This window comes from Dactylosporangium cerinum (genome assembly GCF_042653625.1).
Taxonomy (GTDB): Bacteria; Actinomycetota; Actinomycetes; order Mycobacteriales; family Micromonosporaceae; genus Dactylosporangium; species Dactylosporangium cerinum.
Genome location: NZ_JBHSIU010000019.1, coordinates 339,946 through 366,178, shown reverse-complemented (window position 1 = coordinate 366,178; position 26,233 = coordinate 339,946). Strand labels below are relative to the sequence as shown.

The following is a 26,233-nucleotide window of genomic DNA, read 5'->3' as shown; positions in this document are numbered from 1 at the left end:
GGAGATTCTCCTCTGTGAAGCTGCGATGAGGACGGGGACCTTGGGTTGCCCGGCGGCCCTACTTGACGGCACCGGCGGTCAGGCCGGCCACGAAGTACCGTTGGAGTGCCAGGAAGCCGGCCACGACCGGGATGCTGACCACCAGGGACGCGGCCATCACCTGGTTCCAGTACACCTGGAACTGCGTCGAGTAGGCCTGCAGGCCGACGGCGAGGGTACGGCTGTCCTGGTCGGTCATGATCGAGGCGAACAGCACCTCGCCCCACGCGGTCATGAACGCGTACACGGTGACCGCGACGATCCCCGGCACGGCCGTGGGCAGGATGACGGTGAACAGGGTGCGCATCGACCCGGCGCCGTCGACCTGGGCCGCCTCGTCGAGCCCCCGCGGGATCGAGTCGAAGTAGCCGACCAGCATCCAGATCGAGAACGGCAGCGAGAACGTCAGGTACGTGATGACCAGGCCGAGCCGGGTCTGGTACAGCTCGATCCCGGTCGCCGTGCCCAGGTTCACGTAGATCAGGAACAGCGGCAGCAGGAACAGGATGCCGGGGAACATCTGCGTCGACAGCACCGCGACCGAGAACACGCCCCGGCCGCGGAACCGGTACCGGCTGATCGCGAACGCCGCGAAGACCGCGATCGCCACCGAGAACACCGCCGCGACCGTCGACACGATCACGCTGTTGAGCAAATAGTTGCCGAGCGGGACCGTGCTCCACATGTCGACGAACGCCTGGAACGTCAGCGTCGAGGGCAGCCAGGTGAAGTCGTCCTGGACGTCCTGCAGCGGCTTCAACGCCGAGCTCACCATCACGAACAGCGGCGTCAACACGAACACGGCCAGGAAGCTCAGCACGATCCAGCGGGCGATCCGCTCGCCCCGGCCCTCACGCATGGATCCTCCTGCGGTTCGTGATCATCAGGTACACCGCCGTGACCAGCAGCAGGAACAGCAGCAGGACCACGGACATCGCCGAGCCCATGCCGAAGTCCCAGGTGCTGAACGAGCTGTTGTAGATGTGGATCGAGATCAGGTCCGCCTCCTGCGGCGCGGACCCGCCGAACAGCACGTACGGGGTGTTGAAGTCGTTGAACGTCCACAGGAACAGCACCAGCAGCAGCACCTGGTTGACCGGGCGCAGCGACGGCAGCGTCACCGCGCTCAGCCGCCGCCAGAAGCCGGCACCGTCGATCGCGGCCGCCTCGTACATCTCCGTCGACACGTTCTGCAGCCCGGCGGTGATGCACAGCAGCGCGAACGGCCAGGTCCGCCACACCGACACGATCAGCAGCGCCCAGAAGCTGTTCTCGCCGATGAGCCAGAACGGCCGCTCGCCGTCGACGAGCCCGAGCTGGTCGACCAGCACGTGGTTGATCAGGCCGGTGTCCCGCTGGAACAGGAAACCCCAGGTGATGACGGCCGCGTAGACGGGCAGGGCGTACGGGGTCAGGAACAGGGTGCGCAGCAGTGCCCGGCCCTTGAACGGCCGTTGCATGAACACCGCCGCGGACAGCCCGAACAGCCACGACAGGAACACCGACAGCGACGTGTACAGCACGGTGATGCCGAACGACTTCAGCAGCGCCTTGCCGGTCTCGCTGTGGAAGTTGACGGTCGCGGCGTAGTTGTCGATCCCGACGAACGGTGCCGTCGACCAGTCCTGGATGTGGAACTGGGTCAGTTCGAGCAGGCTCATCCACACGCCGACCAGCATCGGCACCACGTGGATGCCGATCTCCAGGACCACGGCCGGGGCGACCAGCAGGTACGGCAGGTACTTCGACCGGATCCGGCGGCGCCGCCGCTGGCGCTGGGTGCGCTGCTTCGGCGGGGCGCCCACCGCGCGCGCGTGGTGCTGGCGGACGTCGGGCGCGGCGTGCATGGGCCGGCGCACCGGCACCGCCGCGCTGCCCCGGGCACTTTGCACGGGGGCGCGGTTCGGGCGGCTCATCCCTTCATCCGTTGCTCGACGGCCTTCAGCTTTGCCCGGATCGCGGCCGCGGTGATCGGTTTGCCGTTCGCGGCGTTCGCGAACTGCTCCTTCATCACGGCGCCCACCAGGGTCTCGAACTGGCTCTCCGTGGTGACCTGCGGCAGCGGCGACGCCGTCGAGTTGAGCACCTCCGCGAGGACCTTCTGCTCCGGCGCGGCGAACGCGGGGTCCGCCAGGGCCGCCTTCACCGACGGCAGCGAGCCGTACACCTTGTTGAGGGCGACCTGCTCGGCGTCGCTGGTCATGAACTTCACGAACTCCATCGCCCCCTCCAGGTTCCTGCTGTGCCGGAAGACCGCGATGTTGATCCCGGCGACCATGCTGTTGACCTTCTTGCCGCCGGCCGGTGGGTTCGCCGGGAACGGCACGTGCGCGATGCCGTACTCCTCGGGGCTCATGCCCTGCGCCTGGAACGCCGACCCGGCCGCCTGCCACAGCAGCATCGCCGCCTTGCGGTTGGCGAAGTCGGACAGCGACTCGTTCTTCGCGTACTCGGCGTTGCTCGGGTTGACGATCTTGTCCACGGCCATGAGGTCGATGTACCGCTTGATCGCCGCGACGTTCTGATCCGTGTCGAACGTGGGCTTGCCGCTGACGTCGAACCACTCGCCGCCGTACTGCTGGCTGAACGTGAACGCGTGGTGGGCGTTCTCCGACGGGTTGGCGCCCTCGATCGCCAGGCCCCACTGCTTGCCGTTGGTGAGCTTCTTGCCGACGTCGACGAGCTCCTCCCACGTCGCCGGGGGCTTGCTGATGCCGGCGTCGGCGAACATCTGCTTGTTGTAGTACAGCGCGTACGACAGCGAGTACAGCGGCACCGCAGCCGGTGCCTTGCCCGGCGCGCCCGCCGCGGCCAGGGCCGCCGGCACGAACCGGTCCCGGCCGCCGATGCGGTCGAACGCCTGCGGGTCGAACGAGATGAGCGCGTTCGTCGCCTGCAGCGACGCCGACCAGGTGTTGCCGATGTTGACCACGTCGGGGCCCCGTCCGGACGTGGCCGCGGCGAGGAGCCGGTTGAGCAGGTCCGACCACGGCACGACCTCGACCTTGACGTGGATGCCGGTCTGCTGCTCGAAGCGTTCGAGGACGGGTGCGAGGGTCTGCTTGTCGAACTCGAGACTGCTGCCCTGGTTGCTCGCCCAGTACGTGAGGGTTTTGGCGTCCGCCACGGGCTCGCCGCACGCGGCGAGCGAACCGGTCAGCAGGGCGGCCGCCATCAGTAATGCGAGCTTGTGTCGTCCCGCCACGGTGTCTGCCCTTTCGATGGGTGCCGACCGGCGTGCCGAGGCGACCGCAGGGGTTGGGGCTGCGGTGTGACGGTCGCGCGCTCGACAGGGGGTGGGGTGGTGCTGGTCCCAGCCGAACGGGGGGGTGTGTTGCCGCGACCAGTTTCTATCGAGACTTAAATAATGTCGTCATTAAAGTGGGGCGCTTTCAGGACGTCAAGGTCGGGCCCGCTCCACAAAAGCCACATAAGGGATTCTTCACGTCGCGATAGAAGTTTGTCTTGACGGCGATGCAACCCCGGCGTAACACTCGTGGTTCTGAGAGAGCGCTCTCTCATCGCACCGCGGTCGGCATGCCCATGCCGACGACCGTCGATGCCCCGCCTGGCTTCGGCATGTCTGTTGTTCGCTGCTCACCGCCCAGATCACGGACCGGGAACCGCCAACCTGCCCGGTCTGGATCCCCGCCACGTCCCCCGACTGACAGGCAGGATCATGAAATTTCCGCGTATGTCGCGCTATACCTCGGCGCATGCCGGGCCCGCACCCGAGGGGAGGCGTCGCTCTGCCCTGCGACGCTGGCTCCTCGGTGGGGCCGCCACGCTGATGCTGTCCACCGCCGTCGCCGCGATCGCGCTGCCCAACGCGAGCGCCGCGCCGACCCTGCTCTCGCAGGGCAAGCCCACCACCGCCTCGTCCAGTGAGAACGCCGGTACCCCCGCCACCGCCGCCACCGACGGCAACACCGGCACCCGCTGGGCCAGCGCGTTCAGCGACCCGCAGTGGATCCAGGTCGACCTCGGCGCGCCCGCCGCGCTGTCCCAGGTCGTGCTCAACTGGGAGGCCGCCTCCGGCAAGGCGTTCCAGATCCAGATCTCCAACGACGCCGCCACCTGGACGTCCGTCTACACCACCGCCACCGGCGCGGGCGGCACCCAGACGCTCAACGTGACCGGCACCGGCCGCTACGTGCGGCTGTACGGCACCGTGCGCAACACCGCCTACGGCTACTCGCTGTGGGAGTTCCAGGTCTTCGGCGAGCTTTCGCCGACCGGCCAGACCTGCGGCCCGACGAACCGCGCGATCGCCCGCCCGGCCACCGCCTCCTCGACCGAGAACGCCGGCACGCCCGCCAGCGCCGCCGTCGACGGCAACACCGGCACCCGCTGGTCCAGCGCCGTCGTCGTCCCGCAGTCGCTCACCGTCGACCTGGGCTCGGTCCTGCCGATCTGCCGGGTGATCCTGCGTTGGGAGGCCGCCTACGCGACCGCCTTCCAGATCCAGACCTCGACCGACAACGCCGCCTACACGTCGATCTACTCGACCACCACCGGCACCGGCGGGGTGCAGACCCTCGACGTGACCGGCAACGGCCGGTACGTGCGGATCAACGCCACCGCCAAGGCGACCCAGTGGGGCGTCTCGCTGTGGGAGTTCGAGGTGTACGCCCTCGGCGGCTCGAACCCGCCCTCCAGCAGCCCGCCTGTGTCGAATCAGCCGGTCGAGCCGACCGACCCGAAGAACCCGAACTTCGGCCCCAACGTCTCCGTCTACGACCCGTCGCAGCAGGCGGCCGCGCAGGCCCGGCTCAACCAGATCTTCGCCGGCCAGGAGACCAACCAGTTCGGCACCGAGCGCTACGCGGTGCTGTTCAAGCCCGGCAACCACACCATCGACGCCAACATCGGCTTCTACACCCAGGTCGCCGGCCTCGGCTTCTCGCCCGACGACGTCAACATCAACGGCCACGTCCGGGCCGAGGCCACCTGGTTCGGCGGCAACGCCACCCAGAACTTCTGGCGCGGCGCGGAGAACCTGTCCGTGACCCTGCCGAACACCGGCAACGGCGTGCAGGTCGAGCGCTGGGCGGTGTCGCAGGCGGTGCAGTACCGCCGCATGCACCTGCGCGGCGCCAACAACGAGATCCAGCTCTGGAACGGCGGCGACGGCTGGTCCTCCGGCGGTCTCATGGCCGACACCAAGGTCGACGGCCGGGTCGTGTCCGGTTCGCAGCAGCAGTGGTACACCCGCAACAGCGAGCTCGGCAGCTGGGCCGGCTCGGTGTGGAACATGGTCTTCCAGGGCGTCACCGGTGCCCCGCCGCCGAACTTCCCGAACCCGTCGCACACAGTCATCAACCAGACGCCGCTGCAGCGGGAGAAGCCGTTCCTGTACATCGACGGCACCGGCACGTACCGGGTGTTCGTCCCGGCGCTGCAGACCAACACGACCGGCACCAGCTGGTTCGGCAAGACCCCGGCGGGCTCGTCGATCTCCCTGGACCAGTTCTTCATCGTCCGGCCCGGACACACCGCGGCGCAGATCAACGCGGCCCTCGCCGCCGGCCGGCACCTCCTGGTGACCCCCGGCGTCTACCACCTCAACCAGGCACTGCAGGTCAACAACCCGAACACGATCATCCTGGGCCTCGGCCTGGCGACGTTCGTGCCGGACGGCGGCGTCACCGCGATCAAGGTCGCCGACGTCGACGGGGTCAAGCTCGCCGGCATCCTCATCGACGCCGGCACCGTCAACTCCCCGACCCTGGTCGAGCTCGGCCCGGCCGGCTCGTCGGCCTCGCACGCCGCCAACCCGACCTCGCTGCACGACGTGTACTTCCGCATCGGCGGCGCCCACGTCGGCAACGCCACGGTCAGCCTGCAGGTCAACAGCAACAACGTGATCGGCGACCACATGTGGGTCTGGCGGGCCGACCACGGCAACGCCGGCACCTACGGCTGGACCGTCAGCAAGGGCCAGAACGGCATGGTCGTCAACGGCAACGACGTCACGATGTACGGGCTGTTCGTCGAGCACTACCAGCAGTACCAGGTCATCTGGAACGGCAACGGCGGCCGCACGTACTTCTTCCAGAACGAGATGCCCTACGACCCGCCGAACCAGGCCGCCTGGATGAACGGCTCCACCAGGGGCTGGGCCGCCTACAAGGTGGCCGACTCGGTGAACACGCACCAGGCGTGGGGGTTGGGCAGTTACTGCTACTTCAACGTCAACCCCGCCGTCGTCGGCGAACGCTCCTTCGAGGTGCCGGTGAAGTCCGGTATCCAGTTCCGCAACATGGTCAGCGTCTCCCTCGGCGGCGTCGGCACGATCAACCACGTCATCAACAACACGGCGGGACCCGCCAACACGGCCAACCAGATCATTTATGTGACCGCCGGGCCGTGACCCTCTAGCTCGTTGCTCAGGTAACCGTTCTTTGTTCAGGTAACTGTCGAGCCGGGAGACCTACCCGCCCAGGTCTTCCGGCTCGACGCCTGTCCACCGTCCGGTTGACAACCGTCGTCCGTCCTCCGGTCGTCCCGCGGTGACAGGTGCACCGGCTTCGATGGGTACATGACACCGATCGAAGTGCATGGGTTGCGCAAGACGTACGGGGGCTTCACAGCCGTCGACGGGATCTCGCTGTCCGTGGCCGCCGGGGAGATCTTCGCCCTGCTCGGGCCCAACGGCGCGGGCAAGAGCACCACGATCGAGATTCTCGAAGGGCACCGGCGCCGCGACTCCGGTGACGTGCTGGTGCTGGGGGAGGACCCCGGTCTCGCCGGGCGGCGGTGGCGCGCACGGATCGGCATCGTGCTGCAGACCGCCACCGACGCGGCCGACCTCACGGTGCGCGAGACCGTCCGGCACTACGCCCGCTTCTACCCCACGCCGCGCGACCCCGACGAGGTGATCGCCTCCGTCGGGCTCACGTCGAAGGCCGGCGCCCTGGTCCGCACGCTGTCCGGCGGGCAGCGGCGCCGCGTCGACGTGGCGCTGGGCATCATCGGCAACCCCGCGCTGGTCTTCCTCGACGAGCCGACGACCGGGTTCGACCCGGAGGCGCGGCGGCAGTTCTGGGCGCTGATCCGCTCCCTCGCCGCCGACGGGACCACGATCCTGCTCACCACCCACTACCTCGACGAGGCCGCGGCCCTCGCCGACCGGCTCGCGATCATCGCCGGCGGTCGGGTGGTCGCTGACGGTACCCCGTCCACTGTGGGCGGACTCGCTCAGGCGCAGGCGACCGTCACGTGGCGGGACTCGGCCGGACTGCACGAGGTCCGCACCGACACCCCCAACACCGTCGTGGGCACGCTGCCGCCAGACGCGCTCGACCTGCAGATCCGCCGCCCCAGCCTGGAAGACGTCTACCTCGACCTGATCGGAGCCCGGTCATGACCATGCCCTCTGTTCTGGTGACCGGCCGCTCCCGTGGCTACGTCGAGGTCCTGCAGCTGATCCGCCAGAAGGACGCGATCATCTTCACGTTCGCGTTCCCGGCGCTGCTCACCATCCTGCTCGGGCTCATCTTCAACACCCCGGTCACGCCGGGCTCGTCAACCACGCACAGCCAGGTCTTCGCCGCCGGCATGATCGCCTACGGCATCCTCTCCACCGCGTTCATCTCCATCGGCGTCGGGATCGCCGTCGACCGTGAGGACGGCACGTTGAAGCGCCTGCGCGGCACACCGATCACCGCCGGGTCGTACTTCATCGGCAAGATCGTGCTGGTCTTCTTCGCCGCGCTGTTCGAGGTGCTGTTGCTGCTCCTCGTCGGCGTGCTCCTGTTCGACCTGCCGCTGCCCTCGTCCGGTGAGCGCTGGTTCACGCTCGGCTGGCTCCTCGTCCTGTCGGTGATCGCCTGTACCCTGCTGGGCATCGCCGCCTCGTCCCTCGCCCGCACGTCCCGCAGCGCCCCGGCGGTGCTCAACCTGCCAGTGCTCGTCCTGCAGTTCACGTCCGGCATCTTCGTGCACATCGCGACGCTGCCGTCGGCGATGATCAATGTCTCGGCGCTGTTCCCCGTCAAGTGGATGGGCCAGGGATTCCGCTCGGTGTTCCTGCCCGACGCCCTCGCCGCACAGGAGGTGGCAGGCTCATGGGAGCCCGGCAGGACGGCCCTGGTGCTGGGCGCGTGGTGCGTGATCGGACTCGTGCTGAGCCTGGTGACGTTCCGGTGGTCGCGTTCGTGAAGCGCTGGCAGTGGGACCTGGGCTTCACCGTCGTGGCCGGCGCGGTCATCGCGTTCATGGTCTTCGACGAGGGCCCGGGTCCCCGTGCCGCCTACGTCTCATCGGTCCTCGTCGCCGCCGCCCTCGCCTGGTACTTCCTCTACGGCAGCCGCCACATCTTCCGCACCGTCACCCCGCGCGGCGCCTGGATCTTCGTCGCCGTCCTCGCCGCCCTGCACCTCACCGCCGTCTGGATCGACCACACCGCGTCGTTCGCCCTCTTCGCCTGGGGCACCATGATCTTCGCGTCGGTGCCCCGCCGCCCCTCGGTAGCGATCGTCGCCACCCTCACCCTCCTGCACGTTCCGATGACGTACCTGCGCGACGGCACCCTGGCGCTCGTCCACGGCCTGCTCCCGCTCACCGTCCTCGGCCTGGCCTTCGCGCTCCTCCTCGGCACCTTCGTCTCCCACCTCGTCGAGCAGAATGAGGAACGCGCCACGATGATCGCCGAACTGTCCGCCAGCCGCGCCGAGGTCGCCCGCCTCTCCCACGAGGCCGGCGTCGCCACCGAACGGGCCCGCCTCGCCGCCGAGATCCACGACACCCTCGCCCAGGGCTTCACCAGCGTCATCACCCTCGCCCAGGCGGCCTCCGCCGCCACCGACCCGCTCGTTGTCAGCCACCGCCTCGAGCAGGTCGTCGGCACCGCCCGCGACAACCTCGCCGAGGCCCGCGCCCTCGTCGCCGCGCTCAGCCCCGCCGACCTGCACACCTCCGGCCTCGGCGACGCCGTGCGCCGGCAGCTGTCCCGGCTCGCGTCGCAGACCGGCATCCGCACCGCCTGCCACCTCGACCAGCACCTCGCCGACCTGCCGACCGCGGCGCAGGTCGTGTTGCTGCGCTCCCTGCAGGAGGCCCTCACCAACGTCCGCCGACACGCCCGGGCCACCGCCGTGGACGTGCGGCTTGCGATGACCGGCCCGGCGGTCGTCCTGACGGTCACCGACGACGGGGTCGGCTTCACCGTCCCCGCCGCGGCCGTTCCTGGTGCCGGCTCCGGCTTCGGCCTCGCCGGCATGCGCTCCCGGGTCGAGCAGGCCGGCGGCCTGTGCACCGTCAAGAGCCGCCCCGGCGCCGGCACCACCGTCACGGTCCAGCTGCCATGATCCGCATCCTGCTGGTCGACGACCACCCCGTCGTGCGCGACGGCCTGCGCGGCATGCTGGAGGCCGAGGCCGACCTGGCCGTCGTCGGCGAGGCGGGCTCCGGCGACGAGGCCGTCACCGCCGCGCACACCCACCGCCCCGACGTCATCCTCATGGACCTGCGGATGCCCGGCCTCGACGGCGCCGGCGCCACCGACCGCATCCTCGCCGCCCTCCCGCAGACCCGGGTCGTCGTCCTCACCACCTATGACACCGACGCCGACATCCTCCGCGCCGTCGAAGCGGGCGCCAGCGGTTACCTGCTCAAGGACGCCACCCGCGCCGACCTCACCACCGCCGTCCGCGCCGCCGCCCGCGGCGAGACGGTCCTCGCCCCGTCCGTCGCCGGCCGCCTCGTCCAGCAGGTCCGCAACCCGCCCCGCCCGACCGCCGCCGCGCCGATCCTTTCGGCCCGCGAGCTGGAGGTCCTGTCCCTCGTCGCCACCGGCCACACCAACGCCGACATCGGCCGCACCCTCCACATCACCGAGGCGACCGTGAAGACCCACCTGCTGCGCGCCTTCAACAAGCTCGACGTCAGCGACCGCACCGCCGCCGTCACCACGGCGATGGCCCTCGGCCTCCTCCCACCGACCTTCCCGTAGCACCGCCCAGCCCGTTGCCGCATCGCCACGCTCTCGCAACTGCCTGCGGCCGATGACCGCTGGACCGGAACGGGCCGCCTCCGGGCGAAAGCGACTGGACCGGTGGGTACCACGTTCCGATCGGCGATCTTCGACCCTCGGTTCTTGATCGATGGACGGAATCCGGCCGCCCGGGCAGGCCGCCCGGGCAGCCATCCTGGTCCTTCGATCACCGGGGAAGATCCGCTCCCGGCGCAGAGCAAGCGGGCAACGAGGCCGATCCGGACATCGGCAGTGCCGGATCGGGCGGCGGGCACGCGGCGTCGTGTTGGCGGGGACTGCCAGGCTGTTGCGTCTCCTGGTCTCCTGGTCTCCTGGTCTCCTGGTCTCCTGGTCTCCTGGTCTCCTGGTCTCCTGGTCTCCTGGTCTCCTGGTCTCCTGGTCTCCGGGGTCTCCTGGTCTCCGGGGTCTCCGGGGTCTCCGGGGTCTCCGGGGTCTCCGGGTCTTCCGGGTCTTCCGGGGCTGTTGCGTCGCCGGGTCGACGGGGCTGTTGCGTCGACGGGGCCGCTGGGCCGCCCTACTGTGGGAGGCCGCTCCCGGGCCTCACCAGGTTCGACCCGGCCGTGATCATTGTGGTTTCACCGGGGCCCGCCGCCGGTCGCAGCCCCCATGTGCCTGGCGCACACGGCGAGCACTTCTTCGCAGCGAAGAACGCCGTCCGGCGCGTGGGGCCCTCGGTCCAGACGTGTCAGCGGCCGAAGTCGTGAATGGCGGTGGTGTGCTCGACGCGGACGGTCTTCACGTCTCTGGCGATGACCGCGGCCGCCATCACGACCAGGATCGCGGTGAGCTGAGCGACGGCCCGCCAGTGCCCGAGCGGGATCGTCGCCAGGACACCGGCCGCGGCTGCCACGCGATACCAGGCGCCGGGCAGCTGCAGGATCGATAAGAACGCGGCGTGGCCGAGCAGGAACGTGGCGGCGCCGGCGCTCAGGACGATGGCGCTCGGCCAGTGCAGCGGCTCGAGGGCGTGACCGACCGACAACTTCACGCCGACCGCGGTGAACACGATGCCGGCGATCAGGAGGTAGTGCGCGTAGCCCCAGGCCTGGACTGCGACGCGGGCCTTGCGGATGGGGTCGGTGATGGCGTGCAGGGCGTGTTCGGCACGCGTCTCGTCGCCGGAGAAGTAGTTCCAGTACAGGTAGTACGCGATGCACAGGCCCAGCAGCGCCACGATGAGCGTGGACGGGTCGAGATGCATGCCCTCGAAGGCCAGGCCGATCGCGATCACCGACTCGCCGATGGCGACGATGACGACCAGCCCGTGCCGTTCCGCGAAGTGTCCCGCGTTGATCGTCCAGGTGCCCATGCTGCGCTGCAGGTACGGCGCGGCGATGACCAGCGCGAATGCCGCCGTCCACAGCCCGTAGTGCCACGGACCGTCGAGGAATCCGCCGACCAGCACCAGGAGCGCGGCCGTGCCGTTGATCGGTGCCAGGCCGGCGATTGCGGCACCGATGGAGGCGTTGTCGTCGGCCTGCAGGAACAGCGCGGAGTGGACGGCGGTGACGATGACATACCCGACGCCGAACGCCCACCCGTCACCGTCGAACGCGAAGGGGATCGACAGGGCGATGACCATGAACCCGGCCATGCCGGTGAGCAACAGCGTGCGGCGCAGCGTGCTGCTCGGGGCCACCGCGTTGGTGAGCCAGGCGTAGCCCGCATACATCCACCAGATGATGCCGAGCATCAGCAGCACCCGGAGGGCGTGGGTCACGTCGACGTGCTTGACCAGCACGGTGGCGAACTGGGTCACGGTGAAGACGAACACGAGGTCGAAGAACAACTCGATGGTGGAGACCCGGGGTCCCCGCACCTGGGATGTCACGCGGTCACTGTAGCGATGGGTACCGACAATTTTTCTTGTCTTGACAGAGGAAGTTGTCAGCAGTTACGGTTCTCGCATGTTCGAAGTGGGTGTCATCGAGGAGTCAAGCGCCGCCGAGGTAGCGCTGGACCCGATCCGGACGCGGCTGCTGGCGTTGCTGGTGGAGCCCCATTCGGCGACCAGTCTCGCGGCGATCGTCGGCCTGCCCAGGCAGAAGGTGAACTACCACCTCAGGACGCTCGAGGCACACGGCCTGGTCGAGTTGGTCGAGGAGCGGCGCAAAGGAAACGTCACGGAGCGGGTGCTGCGGGCCGCCGCCGCCTCGTTCGTGATCTCACCGACGGCGCTCGCGGCCGTCGCCCCCGACCCGGCCAGATCACCTGACAGGTTGTCCGCGCGATGGCTGCTCGCGGTCGCGGCCCGCCTCGTCAAAGAGGTCGGCACGCTCATCACCGGGGCGGACCGGGCGGGCAAGCCAGTAGCCACCTTCGCCCTTGACGGGACCGTGCGGTTCGCCTCGGCCGCCGACCGGGCCGCGTTCGCCCAGGAGCTGACCGCGGCCGTGGCCGCGCTGGTCAGTCGCTACCACGACGAGCACGCGGAAGGCGGCCGGGACCACCGGGTCATCGTCGCGCTCCACCCCAGCCTGCGTCCGGAAGTCACGCGTCCGATGGACGCGGCGGCCGTCGACGCCGACATCGACGTTCAGATCGAAATCCAGCACCGCCCCGAGACCAAGGAGTCCTGACATGTCGCACGAATTCGAGCTCACCCACGACATCGACATCGCGGCAACGCCCGAGCAGGTCTGGGAAGCCATCGCCACCGGGCCCGGCATCGACTCATGGTTCATGGGCAAGAGCGAGGTCGAGCCCCGGGTCGGCGGTCGCGGGTCACTCACGATGCCGGGCTTCACCGCCGAGTCGACGGTCACCGCGTGGGAGCCGCCGCACCGTTTTGCCTACCGGGGCACGCCCGACGAGAGCGGCGCGTTCATGGCGTTCGAGTATCTGGTCGAAGGCCGCGACGGCGGGAGCACCGCGCTGCGGCTGGTGCACAGCGGCATCCTGACCGGCGACTGGGAGGAGCAGTATGACGCGCTGCGCAAGGGCAACCCGCTCTACCTGCGCACCCTCGAGCAGTATCTGGTGCATTTCCCCGGCCGCACCGCGGTTCCGGTCACCGCGTTCGGCCCGCAGCAGTCCGACCAGGAGCGGGCGTGGGCCGGGGTCATCGCCGCGGTCGGCCTGACCGAGCCTGTCGTTGAGGGCGACAAGGTGCAGTTCACCATCGAGGGACAGGACGTCGCCGGCGTGGTGGACGTGGTCGTGGAGCCCGGCTTCCTGGGTGTGCGCACCGACGACGCGCTGCTGCGGTTCGTGGGAGGCGGCGGCATGCTCTTCACCGGCCATCACGTGTTCGCCGACATCGACCAGGAGGCGGCGGCACGGACCTGGTCCGAGTGGCTCGCCGCCGCTTACGCCTGACCACGCCGGAGGAGCCGGCGACGACAGACCGGGGGAGCCGGCGACCGGGCCGGCTCCCCCGCACTGGCAAGGAGCGCAGCGTGCACACCGCCGAGTACTCGATCACCCGCAAGCTCGCCGCGGAGCCGAAACGGGTCTACCGGGCGTGGACCACGCCCGCCGGCTTCAGCCGGTGGTTCGGCCCGCGGGAGTTCACCACGCCGGAGGACCGCATCGTCATGCAGACCCGGCCGGGCGGCGCCTGGCGGGTCGTCATGCTGGACGACGCAGGCAATGAGCACGCGCTCGGCGGCGTCTACCGCGAGCTCGACGCTCCCGCCCGGCTCGTCATGACGACTGGCCACCCTGACGACACGACCGGTGGCACCGCCGCAACTGTCAGCGTGATGTTCAAGCCGACCGGTGACGGCGGCACCGAGATGACCATGCGGCAGCAGGGGGCCAGCACCGACGCCGCCAGCGCCGAGGATGCCGTCGCCGGTTGGCGCCAGTTCTTCGACCGGCTCGCAGAGCACCTGGAGCAGTGATGAACCGCGCCCGTGCCGTCCCGGCCTTCCTGTGCTCAGTTCCGTCGCAGGAGTTGGGACGCTGCGGGCTACGCCGCGACGAAGAGCCGGCAGCCGTTGCGGCGGAGGCGTTTCGTTTCGTACATGGCGAGGTCCGCCTGGTGGAGCAGATCCTTGGCGTCGACGCCGGGCGTGCTCATCGCGACGCCGATGCTGCAACCGACGCGGACGCGGTGGCCGGCGACGGACAGGTCGCGGTCGATGGCGGTGACGATGCGGCGCGCCACGGCGAGCGCGGCGGCCGGGTCAGCGACGTGGGGGAGCAGGACGCCGAACTCGTCGCCGCCGAGCCTGCCGACGACGTCGGCCGGGTTCGTGGCGGAGCGGATCAGGTGGCCGATCTCGGTGAGCAGATCGTCGCCGACGTCGTGGCCGAGGGTGTCGTTGACCTGCTTGAAGCCGTCCAGGTCGAGAAAGAGCAGGCCGAGAGGGTCGGCGCGGTCGGCCAAGGTGCGTTCCAGGGCGGGCACGAAGGTCTGAGCGTTGACGAGCCCGGTCAGAGCGTCGTGGGTCGCCTGGTATTCGATGCGTTCGCGGGCGGCGCGGCGTTCGGTGATGTCACGGTGATGGCCGACGATGCCGCGGACCGCCGGGTGGTCGAGGAGGTTCCGGGAGCTGATCTCGCGCCAGCGCCACTCACCGCCTGCGGAACGGACACGGAGCTCGCCGCGCTGGCTGTCGTGGGGGCCGGCGGCGAGGACCCGGGTGTGCAGGGCGCGGGCGGCGGCGACGTCGTCGGGATGGATGAGGGACCAGAAGCCACGCCCGAGGAGCTGCTCCGCGGGCACGCCGATGACGTGGTCGGCGGCGGAGCTGACATAGGTGATGTCGCCCTGCGCGGTGCTGACGGTGATGATGTCGGATGAGTCCAGGACCAGGACCCGGAATCGGTCGGCGTTGCTGCGCAGGGCGGCCTCCGCGCGTTCCTGCCGGGCGACGGACCGACCGAGGGTCCGCCCGGTCGTGGCGACCCCGACGACGATGAGGGCGGCGACACCGTGGACCTCCGGCTGCGGCAGGTAGCTGTGCAGGCCGGCCACGATCGCGAGCTGGCCGAGCCCGATGCAGACCGCGCTGGACACGACGGCGGGGCGCCACGCCCGAGCGCCGGACCACTCCAGATGCATCGACATGATGTGGAAGTGGGCCATCGCGAGCAGCGAGCCCCAACCCAGCAGATACATGGCGACCGAGGTCATCAGCATGTGGAGCGCGAGCCGGGGCCACAGACGGCGGGAGAGGTCACCGGCGGCGAGGCGGCGCTGGACGGTGGGCTGCTGGTAGGCCATGCCGAGCAGCAGCGTCAGCGCCAGCAGCCAGAAGGGCGCGGTGCCGCCGATCCCGACGTGCCGCAGCACGGCGATGACGAGCAGGACGAGGACGGGCTCGACCCCGTCGCGGACGTACCGCAGCACACCAGCCCATTCGGCAGCAGCGCACCGGAATCAAGGCCGAACACGGCCGGATCTCCGCCGGTGCCCCGCCAGACCCCGCTACCCCCAGGCTCGGCCGTCCGATGCGGATCCGGCCCGGGTGCGGCAGCACGGCGCAGTGCTGCTCACGCGAAGCGCGGATGCGGTGGTCCGGCGCGGCGGCGCGGCATGGTGTCGTGCCGTGGCGCAATGCGGCGCGGTGGCGCGGTGGCCCGCTGCGGCGGCGTGCCGCGGTGCGGTGCGGCGTGGTGGCGTGGTGGCGTGCCGTGGTGCGTGGCGCGGTGGCGCGGTGGCCCGCTGCGGTGGCGCGGCGTGGTGGCGTGCCGTGGTGCATGGTGCTGCGGTGCGGTGGCGCGGTGCGGTGCGGTGCGGTGGCGCGGCGCGGTGCGGTGCGGTGGCGCGGTGCGGTGCGGTGGCGCGGCGTGGTGCGGTGCGGTGGCGCGGCGTGGTGCGGTGCGGTGGCGCGGCGTGGTGGCGTGCCGGTGGCGTGCCGTGGTGCGCGGTGCGGTGGCGCGGTGTGGCGCGGCGCGGTGTGGGTGGTGCAGCAGCCCGCTGCGGCGCGGCGCGGTGCGGTGGTGTGGTGCGCGGTGTGGCGACGTGGCGCGGTGCGGCCCGGTGACCCGGCCCGGCCCGGCCGGGCCCGGCCCGGCCCGGCCCGGCCCGGCCCGGCGCGGCGCGGTGCAGCGGTGAAGCGCGGCGGAATGGTGCTGCGGCGTGATGGTGCTGCGGCGTGGAGGGACAGTCACCATGGAGTGATCGAGGATCGGCGGTCGGGCCGGGTCAGTGGCGCAGGGCTGTGACGATCGTGTCGGTGAGGGCGGTGGCGTGCCGGCCGTCCGGATCGAGGTCAGGGTCGTAGATGGTGACCTGGAGGCCGACGCAGGCGGGGTTCGTGACGAGTGGGCGGAGCAGCTCGACGAGTTGCGGGTGGTCCAGGCCGCCCGGGTCGGGGGCGTCGGCGGCGGGCATGACCGCCGGGTCGAGCACGTCGGCGTCGAGATGCACGAAGTAGCCGTCGAGGACGCTGAGACGGCGGGCCACGTGTTCGCCGACAGAGGCGGGACCAGCGGCCAGGATCTCCGGGGTGGTGTGCACGACGATGCCCAGGTCGCGGACCTCGGTGAGCTCGTCGTCGTAGTCGCGGACGCCGAGGATCACCAGGTCGTCGTCGCGGACGTAGGGGGCGAGGCCCTCGATGTCGGCGATGTCGGGCTGGCCGCGGCCGGTGACGATCGCGGTGCCCTCGCCGGCGGTCGCGCCGACGTTGGTGCTGTTGCCGGTGTGCCGGAAGTCGATCGAGCCGTCGAGGTAGGCGATGCCGTAGCGGCCGCGGCGGCGCAGGGCGAGAGCCGGGCCGAAGAGGATGGAGCAGTCGCCGCCGAGCAGGAGCAGGAACTCGTCGCCGTCCAGGACGGCGGTGGTGCGGTCGGCGAGACGGCGGGTATAGGCGGCGAGCGCGGCGGCGTTCAGGACACCGTCGCCGCGCTGCCAGGTGCGCACGTCGTATCGGGGCGGCACCACGACACCGGCGTCGCGTGCGTCCAGGCGGGGCAGGAGCCGTTGGTCGCGCAGGGCACCGGCCAGCTTGTAGCAGCCGGGGACCAGGCCGTCGGCGGGCGGCCGCAGGCCGAGGTTGGACGGTGCGTCGAGCACCGCGACGGGTCGCATCCGACCAGGCTAAGCCAGCCGACGCGGCGCCGATCCCGCGCCGGACGCCCGGGCCGTTCAGCGCGGCGGCGGTGCGGGCGGTGCTGGTGGTCGTGTGTGCCGTGGTCATCGCGGTGGCATTGCTCGTCATACGTGGTTCGGGTGCCGCCGGGAACCAGTGGCGGTCATTGCGCCGGCTGTTCCGCGGGCACACTGCGGCCCGGTGAACGGGCACCGCGGCCAGGCAAAACGCGGCGGCCAGGCAAGGGGCGCGGCGGCCAGGCAAGGGGCGGCGGGGGCGAAGGGGCCTGCAGTCAGGCGAGGGCGTTGCGGCTGGGCTAGGGGCGCCGCAGCCAGGCAAAGGGCGCTCCGGCCGGGCGAGAAGGGCGTCGCGGCTGGGTGAAGCGTGCCGTGGCCGGATGAATGGGGCACTGTGGCCGGGTGAAGGACGCCGCGGCGCCGGATGGGGGTCCCGCGAACGGGGGGTGACGCGTCACAATGCTCACGTGACGTTGCCCATCCCGTACAGCGGCGGCGGTGACCTTCCCGCCTACACCGGGCCCGACGTGCAGATCGGTGACGTGCGCGTCGACGGTCGCGCCATCTACACGCCGGTCGGGGTCTGGCCGATCCATGGCAGCCGGTGGATGGTGATCTCGCAGCCGGTGCCGATGACGACGACGGCGGGCTGGGGGATCGGGCTCGGCGTCACGTTCGCGATCCTTGCCGTGATCATGGCGCCGTTCACCTGCGGGCTGAGCCTGTTCCTGCTGTTCGGGCTGTTCTTCCTGACTGCGAAGACGCACACGATGTCGGGGCCGATGATCGTGTCGGTGCAGTCGGGACAGTTCCATTACCTGGCGCGGGAGGTGGTGTACTCCCCGCAGCACGCCGCCGAGGCACTGCAGCGGGTCAACTTCGCGCAGGCCCTCGCCTCGCGGTACTGAGCGCGGACCAGGGAACTGAACGGCGACCGGGGAACTGAACGGCGACCGGGGAACGGAACGGCAGCCGGGGTTCAGGCGGAAGGGTCCGCGTCGTAGCCGGCGAGCAGCTGCGCCCTGGTTCCGACCAGGTGCGGCTCCAGGTCGCCGATCCTGGCCAGCCGGATCTCCGCCGGTGCCAGGTCCGACACCCGCAGCAGGAGCCCCGGCACCTCGTCGAGGACCGCCAGCCAGCCCTTCCGGGACGGCAGCACCTGCTGGTCCGGCCAGCGCTGGAACGGCTTCGGGATACCGTCGACCGTGATCCCGACCCGGTGCGGCGCCGGTGTCGACGCGGCCCGCAGGTTGCGTTCGTAGGTCTTGCGGTCCTCGGGCGGCTGCGGCATCACGGCCGCGACCCGGATGTCGATGAGCAGCGGCAGCGGCGGGCCGGCGGTGGTGACGACCTCGACCCAGCCGCCTGACGCGGGGTCGCCGAACGTCAGCCCGGCGTGCACGAGCCGGTCGTCGTCCCAGGCCCAGCTGCCGATGCGGCACGGACCGGTCCAGCCGGCGATCCCGTACAACGGCAGCGCGGCGGCGCTCGCCCGGATCCGGTTCGCCTGCTGGTCGATCAGCGCAGTGAACTCGATGCGGTTCAGCCGCCCCCCGTATCGCATGGGAACGATCGTGCAGCATCACCGGCGTCCGTGGCGGCCCGCCGCCCCTCGCGCGAACCCCCGCTGTTTACCCCGCGGGGCCCGGACACGGAGGCCGAACCGGAAAAGCTCAGCGGGCCTCGGGGTCGGCGCCCCGAGCGGCGCGGCCGCCGTCGACCGGCAGCACCGCCCCGGAGACGAACGACGCCGCCGGGGAGAGCAGGAACGCGACCACCTCGGCGACCTCGTCCGCGCCGCCGGGCCGCCCCAGCGGGTGCAGCTGGGCGAGCTGGTCCACGATGTGGGCGGCCTCGTCCGGTGGGCGGGCGGCCAGGTACGAGGCCGAACGTTCGGTCCCGATCGATCCTAGGGCGACGGCGTTGACCCGGATGCCGTGCGGGCCGTGGTCGACGGCGAGGGCGCGGGTCAGGCCCTCGATCGCGGCCTTGGCCGTCGCGTACGGCAGTGCGCCGCGCACCGCCCGTTGCGCCTGGTGGGAGGAGACGTTGACGATGGCGCCGCCGTGGCCGGCCGCGCGGAGGCGGCGCACGGCGGTGGCGCTGCCCGCCACGGCCGGTGCCAGGTTCGCCATCACCAGGGCGAGGAGCTCGCGGGCCGGCACCGTGTCGATCCACGCGTCGCGGAAGACGGCGGCGTTGTTGACCCAGCCCGCGAGGGGGCCGCGCGCCTCGGCGAGGTCGGCGGCGCGCTCGGTGACCGCCTCGTCGCCGGCGTCCCCGGCGAGCCCGACAAGCCGAGGGCCGGCCTCGATCCAGGTCAGCGCCGCCGGATCGTGCTCGAGCACGACGACGGCGGAGGCTTCGTCACGCAGCAGCCGCGTCACGATCGCGCGGCCGACACCCCGGCCGCCGCCCGTGACAACGAAGGACCGCACCGGGTTCAGTGCACCTCTTCGATCTTCGCGGTGCCGACGTCGAAGATGAACCCGCGCACGTCCTCGCGGTGCGGCAGCCAGGCGCACTCACGCACTGTCGCGATCGAGGAACGCATCGTGTCGTGCAGGTCGCTGAAGCCGGGCACGTCCCAGGTCGGCGCCCGGCCGGTCTCGGCGGACAGCGTCGCGCGGAATTCGTCGTCGTCGAAGCCCTGCATGCCGCACTCGGTGTGGTGGATCAGGACGACCTCGCGGGTGCCGAGCCGGCGCTGGCTGATCGCGAGGGACCGCAGCACCTCCTCCGTCGGCAGGCCGCCGGCGTTGCGGATGAGGTGCGCGTCGCCGATGTCCAGGCCGAGCGCGCCGAAGAGGTCCAGGCGCGAGTCCATACAGGTGATGACGGCCAGCCGCAGGCGCGGACGGAGCGGACGCGGGCCGGGGAACGTGCTCGCGTACTGCTCGTTGGCGTGGATGAGATGGTCGATCGCCGACATCCCGCCAGTGAAACAGATCGGTCACTCATTCGGATGACGTCTGCATCACACGAGGCCAATCTCACCTGTGAACGCAGACCTCCTAGGCTGCTCGGGTGAGTGAACCCAAGCAGCAGTGGGACGTGGTCGTCGTCGGCGGCGGACCGGCCGGACTGTCGGCGGCGCACGCGGCGGCGGCCGGCGGGGCGAGGACGCTCGTGCTGGAGAAGGCGGTGCATCCCCGGTACAAGACCTGCGGTGGGGGGCTGATCGGGTTCACCGTTCAGGCGGTCGCGGACCGGATCGAGATCCCCGCCGACGACCACATCACGCGGGTCGAGTTCACCCACGACGGCCGGCGGCCGTTCGCCCGGTCCGCGGGCCGACGGCCGCTGCTGCTGATGGTGCGCCGGCCGCAGTTCGACGACGCGCTGCGCCTCGCCGCGGAGAAGGCCGGCGCGGTCGTGCGCCAGTCCACGACGGCCCGGTCGCTGGAGCAGACCGGCGACGGGGTCGTGGTCCGGCTCGCGGACGGCTCGGCCGTCACCGGCGCCACGGTCATCGGCGCCGACGGCTCGTCCGGGATCACCGCCCGCCACGCCGGCGTCGAGTACGGCCAGGTCGACCTCGGCCTGGAGGTCGAACTGCCGGTGCCCGCCGACGTCGCCGCCCGCTGGAAGGGCCGGCTGCTCATCGACTGGGGCCCGCTGCCGGGCTCCTACGCGTGGGTGTTCCCGAAGGACGACGTCCTCACCGTCGGCGTGATCGCCGCCCGGGGCCAGGGCGAGCGCACGAAACGGTACCTGCGTGACTTCGTCACCCGGCTCGGCCTGGACGGCATCGAACCGGTGCACGACTCCGGGCACCTGACCCGCTGCCGCACCGCGGCGTCGCCGCTGCGGACCGGCCGGGTCCTGGTCGCCGGCGACGCGGCGGGTCTGCTCGAGCCGTGGACCCGGGAGGGGATCAGCTTCGCCGTGCGCTCCGGCAGCCTCGCCGGCGCGGCGGCGGCGAGCGGCGACCTCGACGGCTACGTCACCGCTGTTGAGCGGACCCTCGCCCCGGCGATGACGGCCGGGCGGCGGCTGCTGGACACATTCAGCCGCCGGCCCGGGCTCTTCCACGCGATGCTGCGGACCCCGCCGGGCTGGCGCATGTTCGAGCGCTTCTGCCTGGGCGAGACGTCCTTCGAACGCACCGTGGAGCGCCTGCCGATCAGAACGGCGCTGAAGCTGCTGCAATAACAACTAGCGGGACATGAGGGCGTTGAGGTCGCCGTATCCGATGGCGCCGTCGAGGCTCGTGTAGGTGCCGGCGGTGAACGCCTCCTCCGCGGCGCGCCGGGCGACCGTGTACGCCGCCTCCGCCACCCACGAGCCGAGGCTGACCCGGGCCACGCCCAGCTTGGCGAGCTCCGCGACGGACGGTGCGCCCGGCCCGACGAGGATGTTCAGCGGCGCCGGGATCGCGGCGGCGAGCGCGGTGATGGTGGCCGCGTCCACGACGCCCGGCACGAAGATCCCGCTCGCCCCGGCGTCCAGGTAGGCGCGGGCCCGCGCGAGGGTGCCGTCGAGGTCGTTCGCGCCGCGCAGGTAGGTGTCGATGCGCGCGTTGATGTAGACGTCCGGCGCCGCGGCGCGGGCGGCCGCGATCCGCTCCGCCTGGTCGGCGACGGCGCGCAGCCCGGGGCTGTCGCCGCGCACCGTGTCCTCCAGGTTGACGCCGACGGCGCCGGCCGCGGCGACCCCGCGCAGCGTCTCGGCGACGGCGTCCGGGTCCGCGCCGAAGCCCGACTCGACGTCCGCGGTCACCGGGACGTCCACAGCGGCGACGACCCGGGCCAGGTGCGCGAGCATCGCGTCCCGGGTCAGCGCGTCACCGTCGGGCACCCCGAGCGTCCAGGCGACCCCGGCGGAGGTGGTGGCGACCGCGCGGGCGCCGGCGGCGGCGACGATCCGCGCGGACGCGGCGTCCCACGCGTTGACGAGGACGAGCGGGTCGGCGGGGTCGTGCAGGGAACGGAACAGCGTGGCGTCGGTCATGCCGCCATCCTTCCGGCGCCCCGGGTGCCGCTCCAACGTTTTAGTCTGGACTGCATGGTCGCCATCGGACTGTCCGCCGGCGGGGTCGCCCGGGTGCGGTTCGCGATCTCGCCGCTGTGGGAGACGATCGCCAGCATCCGCGTGCTGCGCGATCCCGGCGCCCACGCGATCCACCTGCCGTGGGTCCGCCGGGTCAGGCCCCGGCTCGGCCGGCTGCCGCAGAGCGAGCTGTGGCGGATGGTGCCGCCGGGACCGGCGTACGTGCCGGACTTCCTGACCCCGGCGCCGGCCGGCCTGTTCGCGGACCTGCCGGCGGAGCTGGACGCGCTGCGCGCCACCCCGACCGCGGAGGTGGCGGCGCAGTGGCACGGCACAGCGCCGCCGGACGGGCTGCTGGAGCGGCTCGCCGCGCAGATCGGCGACTACTTCGACGCGGCACTGGCCCCCGACTGGCCGCGGATCCGGCGGCTGCTCGAGGCGGAGGTGTTCACCCGGGCCCGGGCCCTCGCCGCGGACGGCGTCGGCGGCCTGCTCAACGACCTGCACGAGCAGGTGCGGTGGGCCGACGACACGCTGTCGGTCGCGCAACGGTGGTGCACCGCGGACGACGTGCCCGACGGCGGCGGGCTCGTCCTGATCCCGTCGGTGTTCGTGTGGCCGTCGATTCTGACCGTTTCGACGGGGCGGCTCGCCCAGTTGGCGTACCCCCCACGGGGGACGGGCGCGCTGTGGGAGCGGCCCGCCGGCACGCCGGACGGACTCGCCGCGGTTCTCGGCAGGTCCCGGGCGCGGCTGCTGGTCGAGCTGTCGGCGCCGGCGTCGACGACGGCCCTCGCGGCGCGGACCGGGCTGACCGCCGGCGGTGTCTCCCAGCACCTGGCGGCGCTGCGCGCGGCCGGGCTGGTCACCGCGCACCGCGACGGCCGCACCGTGCTCAACATCCGCACCGACGTCGCCGACGCGCTCCTCGGTGCGCCAAGGGGTCACTGAACGCAGTTCGCCGGCCCACGGACAAGTCCGTGGGCCGGCGAACAACACAAAGATCAGCCGGCGGCGATCGACGGCGGGGTGTCGGTGTCGATGACCGTGGCCTGCGAGAACGCGGAGTCCAGCTGCGCCTGCAGCGCGTCGAGCTGCGAGAACTCGGCCTGGTGCGACGACTCGCTGCCCTCGGCGGCGAAGACGTGGTCCGACTCGGCGGCCGAGTGGTCGTAGGACGTGAAGTCCGACTCCTCGTAGTGCGCGCCCTCCGGGTTGGTGTACTCGACGTGGTGGCCCTGGTCGAACGAGGTCGACTCGGCGGCCGCGTGGTCCTGCTCGTACACGTTGAACTGGTTGTTGTAGTCGGACTCGCTGGCGTCGACCTGGTGCAGCTGGTCGAGCGACTCGTGCTCCTGGCCGGCCTCGACGTGACCGTAGTCCGCGCCGGTGTCGCCGCCGTCGTACTCGCTCATGGTGGGTCCTCTCGGTATGGCGGGGGTGTGGATTTGCGATTCAGGTGATGACACTAGGAGGGCCCTGGTGGCGCCGAATCCCCGGAACGTGCCAGTGGCGGGAGCGTATACCGTGGTCAGGGGCCTGGACTATCCCCGAAACGACAGTTGTCCTCCTGCCGGACACCCGACAGAACGGGCCCGCCATACTGCCTGCCGTGCGTAAACATTGCTGCGACGGCATGCGTGCTCAACTGGCCCTGTCCGAGTCGGAGGACGGCGAGGACAACCCGGACGTGGTCGTGGTCTACGACCCGAAGTTCGACGAGTACGGGCTGCCGGTCCGGGACGGCGGCACGTCGATGACGGTGATCGCGTACTGCCCGTGGTGCGGCGGGCGCCTGCCGGCGTCGCGGCGCGACGCGTGGTTCGACGCGATGGAGGGACTCGGCCTCGACCCGTGGGAGGACGAGATCCCGGAGGAGTTCCACGGCGACGGCTGGTGGGCCCGGGACCTGGTCGAGGAGGCCGTCAACCGGGAGCACGTGACGCCCGAGAAGGTGATCAGCCCCGTCTGAGCAGCTCGACCACGGGGATCTTCCGCTCGACGCCGTTCTGGTGGTCGGTGAAGAACGGATAGCGCTCACAGATCCTGGTCCAGAGCACGGGCCGGTCCTCATCGGCGACGGGGCGGGCGATAGCGGCGTACTCCTCGCCCTCCGCCTCCACGGTGACGGCCGGCTCGGCGACCAGGTTGCGGAACCAGTCCGGGTCGTTGACGGCGCCCGCGTTCGAGGCGATGACATACATGCCGTCGTCGACGCGGATGTACATCATCGGCGTCGTGCGCGGCTGCCCGCTCCGGCGGCCGGCGGTGGTGAGCAGCAGCAACGGCCGGTTCTCGATCCTCCGCCCGGAGGCGCGGAACTCGGCGATCAGGTTGCGGTTGTACTCACGCTGGTCGACGGGCAGCTCGGTCATGCCCACAGCCTAGGCGGTGGCCCGCAGCAGCGCCTGCCGACCACCGCCGGGCCCGCCGGTCGGGCAACGGGTGTCACACGGGCTCCAGCAGCTTCGACTTCTGCACGATCGGCACCGACAGCGTCTTGTACCCGACCTCCTCGAACAGCACGACGACCCGGTCCTGCTCGTAGGCCATGACGGTGCCGGTGCCCCAGGCGGTGTGCCGGACCTCGCTCGACACCGGGAACGGCCGCGCCAGGTCGGCGACCGGGACCTCGTCCGCGGGAAGGGTCGCCGTGGTTCTGCGGAGGATCCGCCGGTACCACGGCACGTGCGGCACCACCGGGTCGACCACGACGGTGCCGTTGGCGCAGTTGTCGCAGTGCCCGCACGCCCGTTCGGCCTGTTCGCCGAAGTACGCGAGCAGCGAGTTGCCGCGGCAGTTGGCGCTCTCCGCGTACTGCCGCATCATGTCGATCCTGGATCGCCGCAGCGTCTGGTGCCGCTCGAACTGGGCGAGGGCGAGCCGGGACGCCTCGGCCGGGGTGGGCGCGTAGCGGGGGGTGCCGATCTTGTTGCCGGACAGCACCTCGACGGCGCCGACCTGCTCCAGCAGGCTCAGCAGCGAGGTGACCTTCCGGGCCGGCAGCCCGCTGCGGGTGGCGAGGGCGGTCCGGCTGACCGGGCCTTCGCGCAGCGCCGCGGCGAGCTGGGTGAGCTCGTGGCCGTCGGGGGCGCCGGCGGCGAAGAACCGTTGCAGGGACACGTCCTCGGGCCGGAAGAACAGCACCGTGCGCGACGGTTCGCCGTCCCGGCCGGCGCGGCCGATCTCCTGCAGGTAGCTGTCGGGGGAGTCGGGCAGCGCCACGTGGTGCACCCAGCGGATGTTGGGCTTGTCGACGCCCATGCCGAAGGCGCTGGTCGCGACCATGACCGGGATCTTGTCGGCCATGAAGTCGGTGTACCGGCGGGTCCGCTCACCGGACGCGAGCCCGGCGTGGAACGCGACCGCCTCGACGCCGTGCTCGGTGAGCCGGGTCGCGTACTGCTCGGCGATGGCCCGCGTCGGCGCGTACACGATCCCGGGCCGCGGCTCCTGCCGCACCTGGGCGAGCAGCCGCTGCCAGCGCTGCTCGTCGCTGGTGCAGTGCACCGTCGCCAGCTCCAGGTTGGCCCGGTCGAGGCCGGCGACGTGCGTGAACGGGTCACGCAGCCCGAGGGACTCGGTGATGTCCGCGCGGACGGGCGGCGACGCCGTCGCGGTCAGTGCCACGATCACGGGGCGGTGCCGCCCGTCGCCGAGCTCCCGGATGAGGTGGCCGAGCTGCAGGTAGTCGGGGCGGAAGTCGTAGCCCCAGGCGGAGACGCAGTGCGCCTCGTCGACCGCCACCATGGCCGGCTTGAGGTCGCGCACCTCTGCCAGCCTGGCGGGATTGCCGAGCTGCTCGGGCGTGATGAACAGGAACCTGGCCGTCCCCGCCCGCAGCGCCTCGAGCGCGGCCTTCTGCTGGTTCGGGGTCTCGGCCGAGCTGATCCGGACCGCCTGACCGGCCTGGCGGCGGTTCAGTCCGGCGATCTGGTCCTGCTGCAGCGCGAGGAGTGGTGAGATGACGACAGTGGGTCCGGGCAGCAGCATCGCCGGGACCTGGTAGATGGCGGACTTTCCGCCGCCGGTGGGTAACACCACGAGGGCGTCCCGCCGCTTGAGCAGGGCGCGCATCGGCGGAAGCTGTCCTGCGCGCAGCTGTTCCCAGCCGAAGTGCTGGCGGGCGGCGCGGCGTAGGCGGGGTGCGAGCGGTACAAGATTCATCGCGGGCGACTGTACCGGTGTTCGAATGCCACGGC

General features: G+C 71.3%; 26 protein-coding genes. 12 read left to right on the top strand and 14 right to left on the bottom strand.

The genetic code is table 11. The features are described 5' to 3' along the window. Positions 1 to 58: 58 nt before the first annotated feature. Genes ACFPIJ_RS19500 through ACFPIJ_RS19490 form a run of 3 tightly spaced genes read right to left on the bottom strand, consistent with a single transcriptional unit; the run spans position 59 to position 3,244 of the window. Positions 59 to 898, bottom strand: a complete 840-nt coding sequence (locus tag ACFPIJ_RS19500) for a carbohydrate ABC transporter permease (RefSeq protein ID WP_380116567.1) — start codon at positions 896 to 898, stop codon at positions 59 to 61. Further along, positions 891 to 1,955, bottom strand: a complete 1,065-nt coding sequence (locus tag ACFPIJ_RS19495) for a carbohydrate ABC transporter permease (RefSeq protein ID WP_380116566.1) — start codon at positions 1,953 to 1,955, stop codon at positions 891 to 893. Before ACFPIJ_RS19495 ends, ACFPIJ_RS19500 begins: the two co-directional genes overlap by 8 nt. After that, positions 1,952 to 3,244, bottom strand: coding sequence for an ABC transporter substrate-binding protein (locus ACFPIJ_RS19490; protein ID WP_380116565.1), 1,293 nt, complete (start codon positions 3,242 to 3,244; stop codon positions 1,952 to 1,954). The genes ACFPIJ_RS19495 and ACFPIJ_RS19490 overlap by 4 nt, the downstream gene beginning before the upstream one ends. A gap of 489 nt (positions 3,245 to 3,733) precedes the next feature. On the opposite strand from ACFPIJ_RS19490, the gene ACFPIJ_RS19485 reads away from it, so the two are divergent. The 5 genes from ACFPIJ_RS19485 to ACFPIJ_RS19465 all read left to right on the top strand — a co-directional run bounded on the left by ACFPIJ_RS19485 (position 3,734) and on the right by ACFPIJ_RS19465 (position 9,994). Next, positions 3,734 to 6,412: a discoidin domain-containing protein gene (locus tag ACFPIJ_RS19485; RefSeq protein WP_380116564.1), complete on the top strand. Its 2,679-nt coding sequence runs from the start codon at positions 3,734 to 3,736 to the stop codon at positions 6,410 to 6,412. 168 nt (positions 6,413 to 6,580) lie between these two features. Beyond that, positions 6,581 to 7,408 (top strand): ABC transporter ATP-binding protein, encoded by an 828-nt coding sequence (locus ACFPIJ_RS19480; RefSeq protein WP_380116563.1) that lies wholly within the window; start codon positions 6,581 to 6,583, stop codon positions 7,406 to 7,408. Beyond that, positions 7,405 to 8,202, top strand: coding sequence for an ABC transporter permease (locus ACFPIJ_RS19475; RefSeq protein ID WP_380116562.1), 798 nt, complete (start codon positions 7,405 to 7,407; stop codon positions 8,200 to 8,202). The genes ACFPIJ_RS19480 and ACFPIJ_RS19475 overlap by 4 nt, the downstream gene beginning before the upstream one ends. Further along, positions 8,187 to 9,350 carry a sensor histidine kinase gene (locus ACFPIJ_RS19470; protein ID WP_380116561.1) on the top strand — a complete coding sequence of 388 codons (1,164 nt, stop codon included), beginning with the start codon at positions 8,187 to 8,189 and terminating at the stop codon, positions 9,348 to 9,350. The genes ACFPIJ_RS19475 and ACFPIJ_RS19470 overlap by 16 nt, the downstream gene beginning before the upstream one ends. Next, complete coding sequence (locus ACFPIJ_RS19465) at positions 9,347 to 9,994, top strand: response regulator (RefSeq protein WP_380116559.1); 648 nt, start codon at positions 9,347 to 9,349, stop codon at positions 9,992 to 9,994. The genes ACFPIJ_RS19470 and ACFPIJ_RS19465 overlap by 4 nt, the downstream gene beginning before the upstream one ends. Positions 9,995 to 10,721: 727 nt before the next feature. Here the strand turns inward: ACFPIJ_RS19465 and ACFPIJ_RS19460 are convergent. Further along, positions 10,722 to 11,867 carry a low temperature requirement protein A gene (locus tag ACFPIJ_RS19460; RefSeq protein WP_380116558.1) on the bottom strand — a complete coding sequence of 382 codons (1,146 nt, stop codon included), beginning with the start codon at positions 11,865 to 11,867 and terminating at the stop codon, positions 10,722 to 10,724. 76 nt (positions 11,868 to 11,943) lie between these two features. Between ACFPIJ_RS19460 and ACFPIJ_RS19455 the strand changes: the two genes are divergently transcribed. The 3 genes from ACFPIJ_RS19455 to ACFPIJ_RS19445 all read left to right on the top strand — a co-directional run bounded on the left by ACFPIJ_RS19455 (position 11,944) and on the right by ACFPIJ_RS19445 (position 13,881). Continuing rightward, complete coding sequence (locus ACFPIJ_RS19455) at positions 11,944 to 12,615, top strand: ArsR/SmtB family transcription factor (RefSeq protein ID WP_380116557.1); 672 nt, start codon at positions 11,944 to 11,946, stop codon at positions 12,613 to 12,615. A 1-nt stretch (position 12,616) separates the two neighbouring features. Then, positions 12,617 to 13,354, top strand: coding sequence for an SRPBCC family protein (locus ACFPIJ_RS19450; RefSeq protein ID WP_380116556.1), 738 nt, complete (start codon positions 12,617 to 12,619; stop codon positions 13,352 to 13,354). Between the two features lie 80 nt (positions 13,355 to 13,434). Next, complete coding sequence (locus tag ACFPIJ_RS19445) at positions 13,435 to 13,881, top strand: SRPBCC family protein (RefSeq protein WP_380116555.1); 447 nt, start codon at positions 13,435 to 13,437, stop codon at positions 13,879 to 13,881. A 68-nt stretch (positions 13,882 to 13,949) separates the two neighbouring features. Here ACFPIJ_RS19445 and ACFPIJ_RS19440 read toward each other — a convergent pair whose 3' ends face one another. From ACFPIJ_RS19440 to ACFPIJ_RS19430, 3 genes are all read right to left on the bottom strand, one after another. Next, the gene (locus ACFPIJ_RS19440) at positions 13,950 to 15,335 is read right to left on the bottom strand and encodes a diguanylate cyclase domain-containing protein (protein WP_380116554.1); all 1,386 of its coding nucleotides are present in this window, start codon (positions 15,333 to 15,335) and stop codon (positions 13,950 to 13,952) included. 143 nt (positions 15,336 to 15,478) lie between these two features. Next, positions 15,479 to 16,102 carry a hypothetical protein gene (locus ACFPIJ_RS19435; RefSeq protein ID WP_380116553.1) on the bottom strand — a complete coding sequence of 208 codons (624 nt, stop codon included), beginning with the start codon at positions 16,100 to 16,102 and terminating at the stop codon, positions 15,479 to 15,481. A 31-nt stretch (positions 16,103 to 16,133) separates the two neighbouring features. Then, the gene (locus ACFPIJ_RS19430) at positions 16,134 to 17,021 is read right to left on the bottom strand and encodes an arginase family protein (protein ID WP_380116552.1); all 888 of its coding nucleotides are present in this window, start codon (positions 17,019 to 17,021) and stop codon (positions 16,134 to 16,136) included. Between the two features lie 485 nt (positions 17,022 to 17,506). Between ACFPIJ_RS19430 and ACFPIJ_RS19425 the strand changes: the two genes are divergently transcribed. Next, on the top strand, positions 17,507 to 17,947 hold the full coding sequence (locus ACFPIJ_RS19425) for a hypothetical protein (RefSeq protein WP_380116551.1): 441 nt from the start codon (positions 17,507 to 17,509) through the stop codon (positions 17,945 to 17,947). Between the two features lie 71 nt (positions 17,948 to 18,018). Here the strand turns inward: ACFPIJ_RS19425 and ACFPIJ_RS19420 are convergent, their stop codons facing one another. The 3 genes from ACFPIJ_RS19420 to ACFPIJ_RS19410 form a co-directional block, all read right to left on the bottom strand. Beyond that, positions 18,019 to 18,603, bottom strand: a complete 585-nt coding sequence (locus ACFPIJ_RS19420) for a hypothetical protein (protein WP_380116550.1) — start codon at positions 18,601 to 18,603, stop codon at positions 18,019 to 18,021. A gap of 109 nt (positions 18,604 to 18,712) precedes the next feature. Further along, positions 18,713 to 19,477, bottom strand: a complete 765-nt coding sequence (locus ACFPIJ_RS19415) for an SDR family NAD(P)-dependent oxidoreductase (RefSeq protein ID WP_380116549.1) — start codon at positions 19,475 to 19,477, stop codon at positions 18,713 to 18,715. A gap of 5 nt (positions 19,478 to 19,482) precedes the next feature. Next, complete coding sequence (locus ACFPIJ_RS19410) at positions 19,483 to 19,971, bottom strand: beta-class carbonic anhydrase (protein WP_380116548.1); 489 nt, start codon at positions 19,969 to 19,971, stop codon at positions 19,483 to 19,485. 95 nt (positions 19,972 to 20,066) lie between these two features. Between ACFPIJ_RS19410 and ACFPIJ_RS19405 the strand changes: the two genes are divergently transcribed. Beyond that, the gene (locus ACFPIJ_RS19405) at positions 20,067 to 21,194 is read left to right on the top strand and encodes a geranylgeranyl reductase family protein (protein ID WP_380116547.1); all 1,128 of its coding nucleotides are present in this window, start codon (positions 20,067 to 20,069) and stop codon (positions 21,192 to 21,194) included. A gap of 3 nt (positions 21,195 to 21,197) precedes the next feature. On the opposite strand, the gene ACFPIJ_RS19400 is transcribed toward ACFPIJ_RS19405, so the two are convergent. Further along, on the bottom strand, positions 21,198 to 21,992 hold the full coding sequence (locus tag ACFPIJ_RS19400; protein WP_380116546.1) for an isocitrate lyase/PEP mutase family protein: 795 nt from the start codon (positions 21,990 to 21,992) through the stop codon (positions 21,198 to 21,200). 54 nt (positions 21,993 to 22,046) lie between these two features. Between ACFPIJ_RS19400 and ACFPIJ_RS19395 the strand changes: the two genes are divergently transcribed. Further along, positions 22,047 to 22,982: an ArsR/SmtB family transcription factor gene (locus ACFPIJ_RS19395; protein WP_380116545.1), complete on the top strand. Its 936-nt coding sequence runs from the start codon at positions 22,047 to 22,049 to the stop codon at positions 22,980 to 22,982. 53 nt (positions 22,983 to 23,035) lie between these two features. Here the strand turns inward: ACFPIJ_RS19395 and ACFPIJ_RS19390 are convergent, their stop codons facing one another. Next, complete coding sequence (locus ACFPIJ_RS19390) at positions 23,036 to 23,446, bottom strand: hypothetical protein (protein ID WP_380116544.1); 411 nt, start codon at positions 23,444 to 23,446, stop codon at positions 23,036 to 23,038. A 47-nt stretch (positions 23,447 to 23,493) separates the two neighbouring features. Here ACFPIJ_RS19390 and ACFPIJ_RS19385 point away from each other — a divergent pair, with 47 nt between their 5' ends. Further along, on the top strand, positions 23,494 to 24,003 hold the full coding sequence (locus tag ACFPIJ_RS19385; RefSeq protein ID WP_380116543.1) for a DUF6980 family protein: 510 nt from the start codon (positions 23,494 to 23,496) through the stop codon (positions 24,001 to 24,003). Here ACFPIJ_RS19385 and ACFPIJ_RS19380 read toward each other — a convergent pair. After that, positions 23,990 to 24,406, bottom strand: coding sequence for a nitroreductase/quinone reductase family protein (locus ACFPIJ_RS19380; protein WP_380116542.1), 417 nt, complete (start codon positions 24,404 to 24,406; stop codon positions 23,990 to 23,992). The genes ACFPIJ_RS19385 and ACFPIJ_RS19380 overlap by 14 nt on opposite strands. A 73-nt stretch (positions 24,407 to 24,479) precedes the next feature. Continuing rightward, entirely contained in the window at positions 24,480 to 26,198 is a 1,719-nt protein-coding gene (locus ACFPIJ_RS19375) for a RecQ family ATP-dependent DNA helicase (protein WP_380116541.1), read from the bottom strand. Positions 26,199 to 26,233: the final 35 nt, after the last annotated feature.

Coding starts and splice junctions, on each gene's coding strand:
- ACFPIJ_RS19475 (WP_380116562.1), top strand. CDS start 7,405: ATGACCATGCCCTCTGTTCTGGTGACCGGCCGCTCCCGTGGCTACGTC.
- ACFPIJ_RS19375 (WP_380116541.1), bottom strand. CDS start 26,198: ATGAATCTTGTACCGCTCGCACCCCGCCTACGCCGCGCCGCCCGCCAG.
- ACFPIJ_RS19450 (WP_380116556.1), top strand. CDS start 12,617: ATGTCGCACGAATTCGAGCTCACCCACGACATCGACATCGCGGCAACG.
- ACFPIJ_RS19395 (WP_380116545.1), top strand. CDS start 22,047: ATGGTCGCCATCGGACTGTCCGCCGGCGGGGTCGCCCGGGTGCGGTTC.
- ACFPIJ_RS19380 (WP_380116542.1), bottom strand. CDS start 24,406: ATGACCGAGCTGCCCGTCGACCAGCGTGAGTACAACCGCAACCTGATC.
- ACFPIJ_RS19390 (WP_380116544.1), bottom strand. CDS start 23,446: ATGAGCGAGTACGACGGCGGCGACACCGGCGCGGACTACGGTCACGTC.
- ACFPIJ_RS19420 (WP_380116550.1), bottom strand. CDS start 18,603: ATGCGATACGGGGGGCGGCTGAACCGCATCGAGTTCACTGCGCTGATC.
- ACFPIJ_RS19430 (WP_380116552.1), bottom strand. CDS start 17,021: ATGCGACCCGTCGCGGTGCTCGACGCACCGTCCAACCTCGGCCTGCGG.
- ACFPIJ_RS19400 (WP_380116546.1), bottom strand. CDS start 21,992: ATGACCGACGCCACGCTGTTCCGTTCCCTGCACGACCCCGCCGACCCG.
- ACFPIJ_RS19385 (WP_380116543.1), top strand. CDS start 23,494: ATGACACTAGGAGGGCCCTGGTGGCGCCGAATCCCCGGAACGTGCCAG.
- ACFPIJ_RS19485 (WP_380116564.1), top strand. CDS start 3,734: ATGTCGCGCTATACCTCGGCGCATGCCGGGCCCGCACCCGAGGGGAGG.
- ACFPIJ_RS19465 (WP_380116559.1), top strand. CDS start 9,347: ATGATCCGCATCCTGCTGGTCGACGACCACCCCGTCGTGCGCGACGGC.
- ACFPIJ_RS19480 (WP_380116563.1), top strand. CDS start 6,581: ATGACACCGATCGAAGTGCATGGGTTGCGCAAGACGTACGGGGGCTTC.
- ACFPIJ_RS19495 (WP_380116566.1), bottom strand. CDS start 1,955: ATGAGCCGCCCGAACCGCGCCCCCGTGCAAAGTGCCCGGGGCAGCGCG.
- ACFPIJ_RS19455 (WP_380116557.1), top strand. CDS start 11,944: ATGTTCGAAGTGGGTGTCATCGAGGAGTCAAGCGCCGCCGAGGTAGCG.
- ACFPIJ_RS19410 (WP_380116548.1), bottom strand. CDS start 19,971: ATGTCGGCGATCGACCATCTCATCCACGCCAACGAGCAGTACGCGAGC.
- ACFPIJ_RS19435 (WP_380116553.1), bottom strand. CDS start 16,102: ATGGTGACTGTCCCTCCACGCCGCAGCACCATCACGCCGCAGCACCAT.
- ACFPIJ_RS19500 (WP_380116567.1), bottom strand. CDS start 898: ATGCGTGAGGGCCGGGGCGAGCGGATCGCCCGCTGGATCGTGCTGAGC.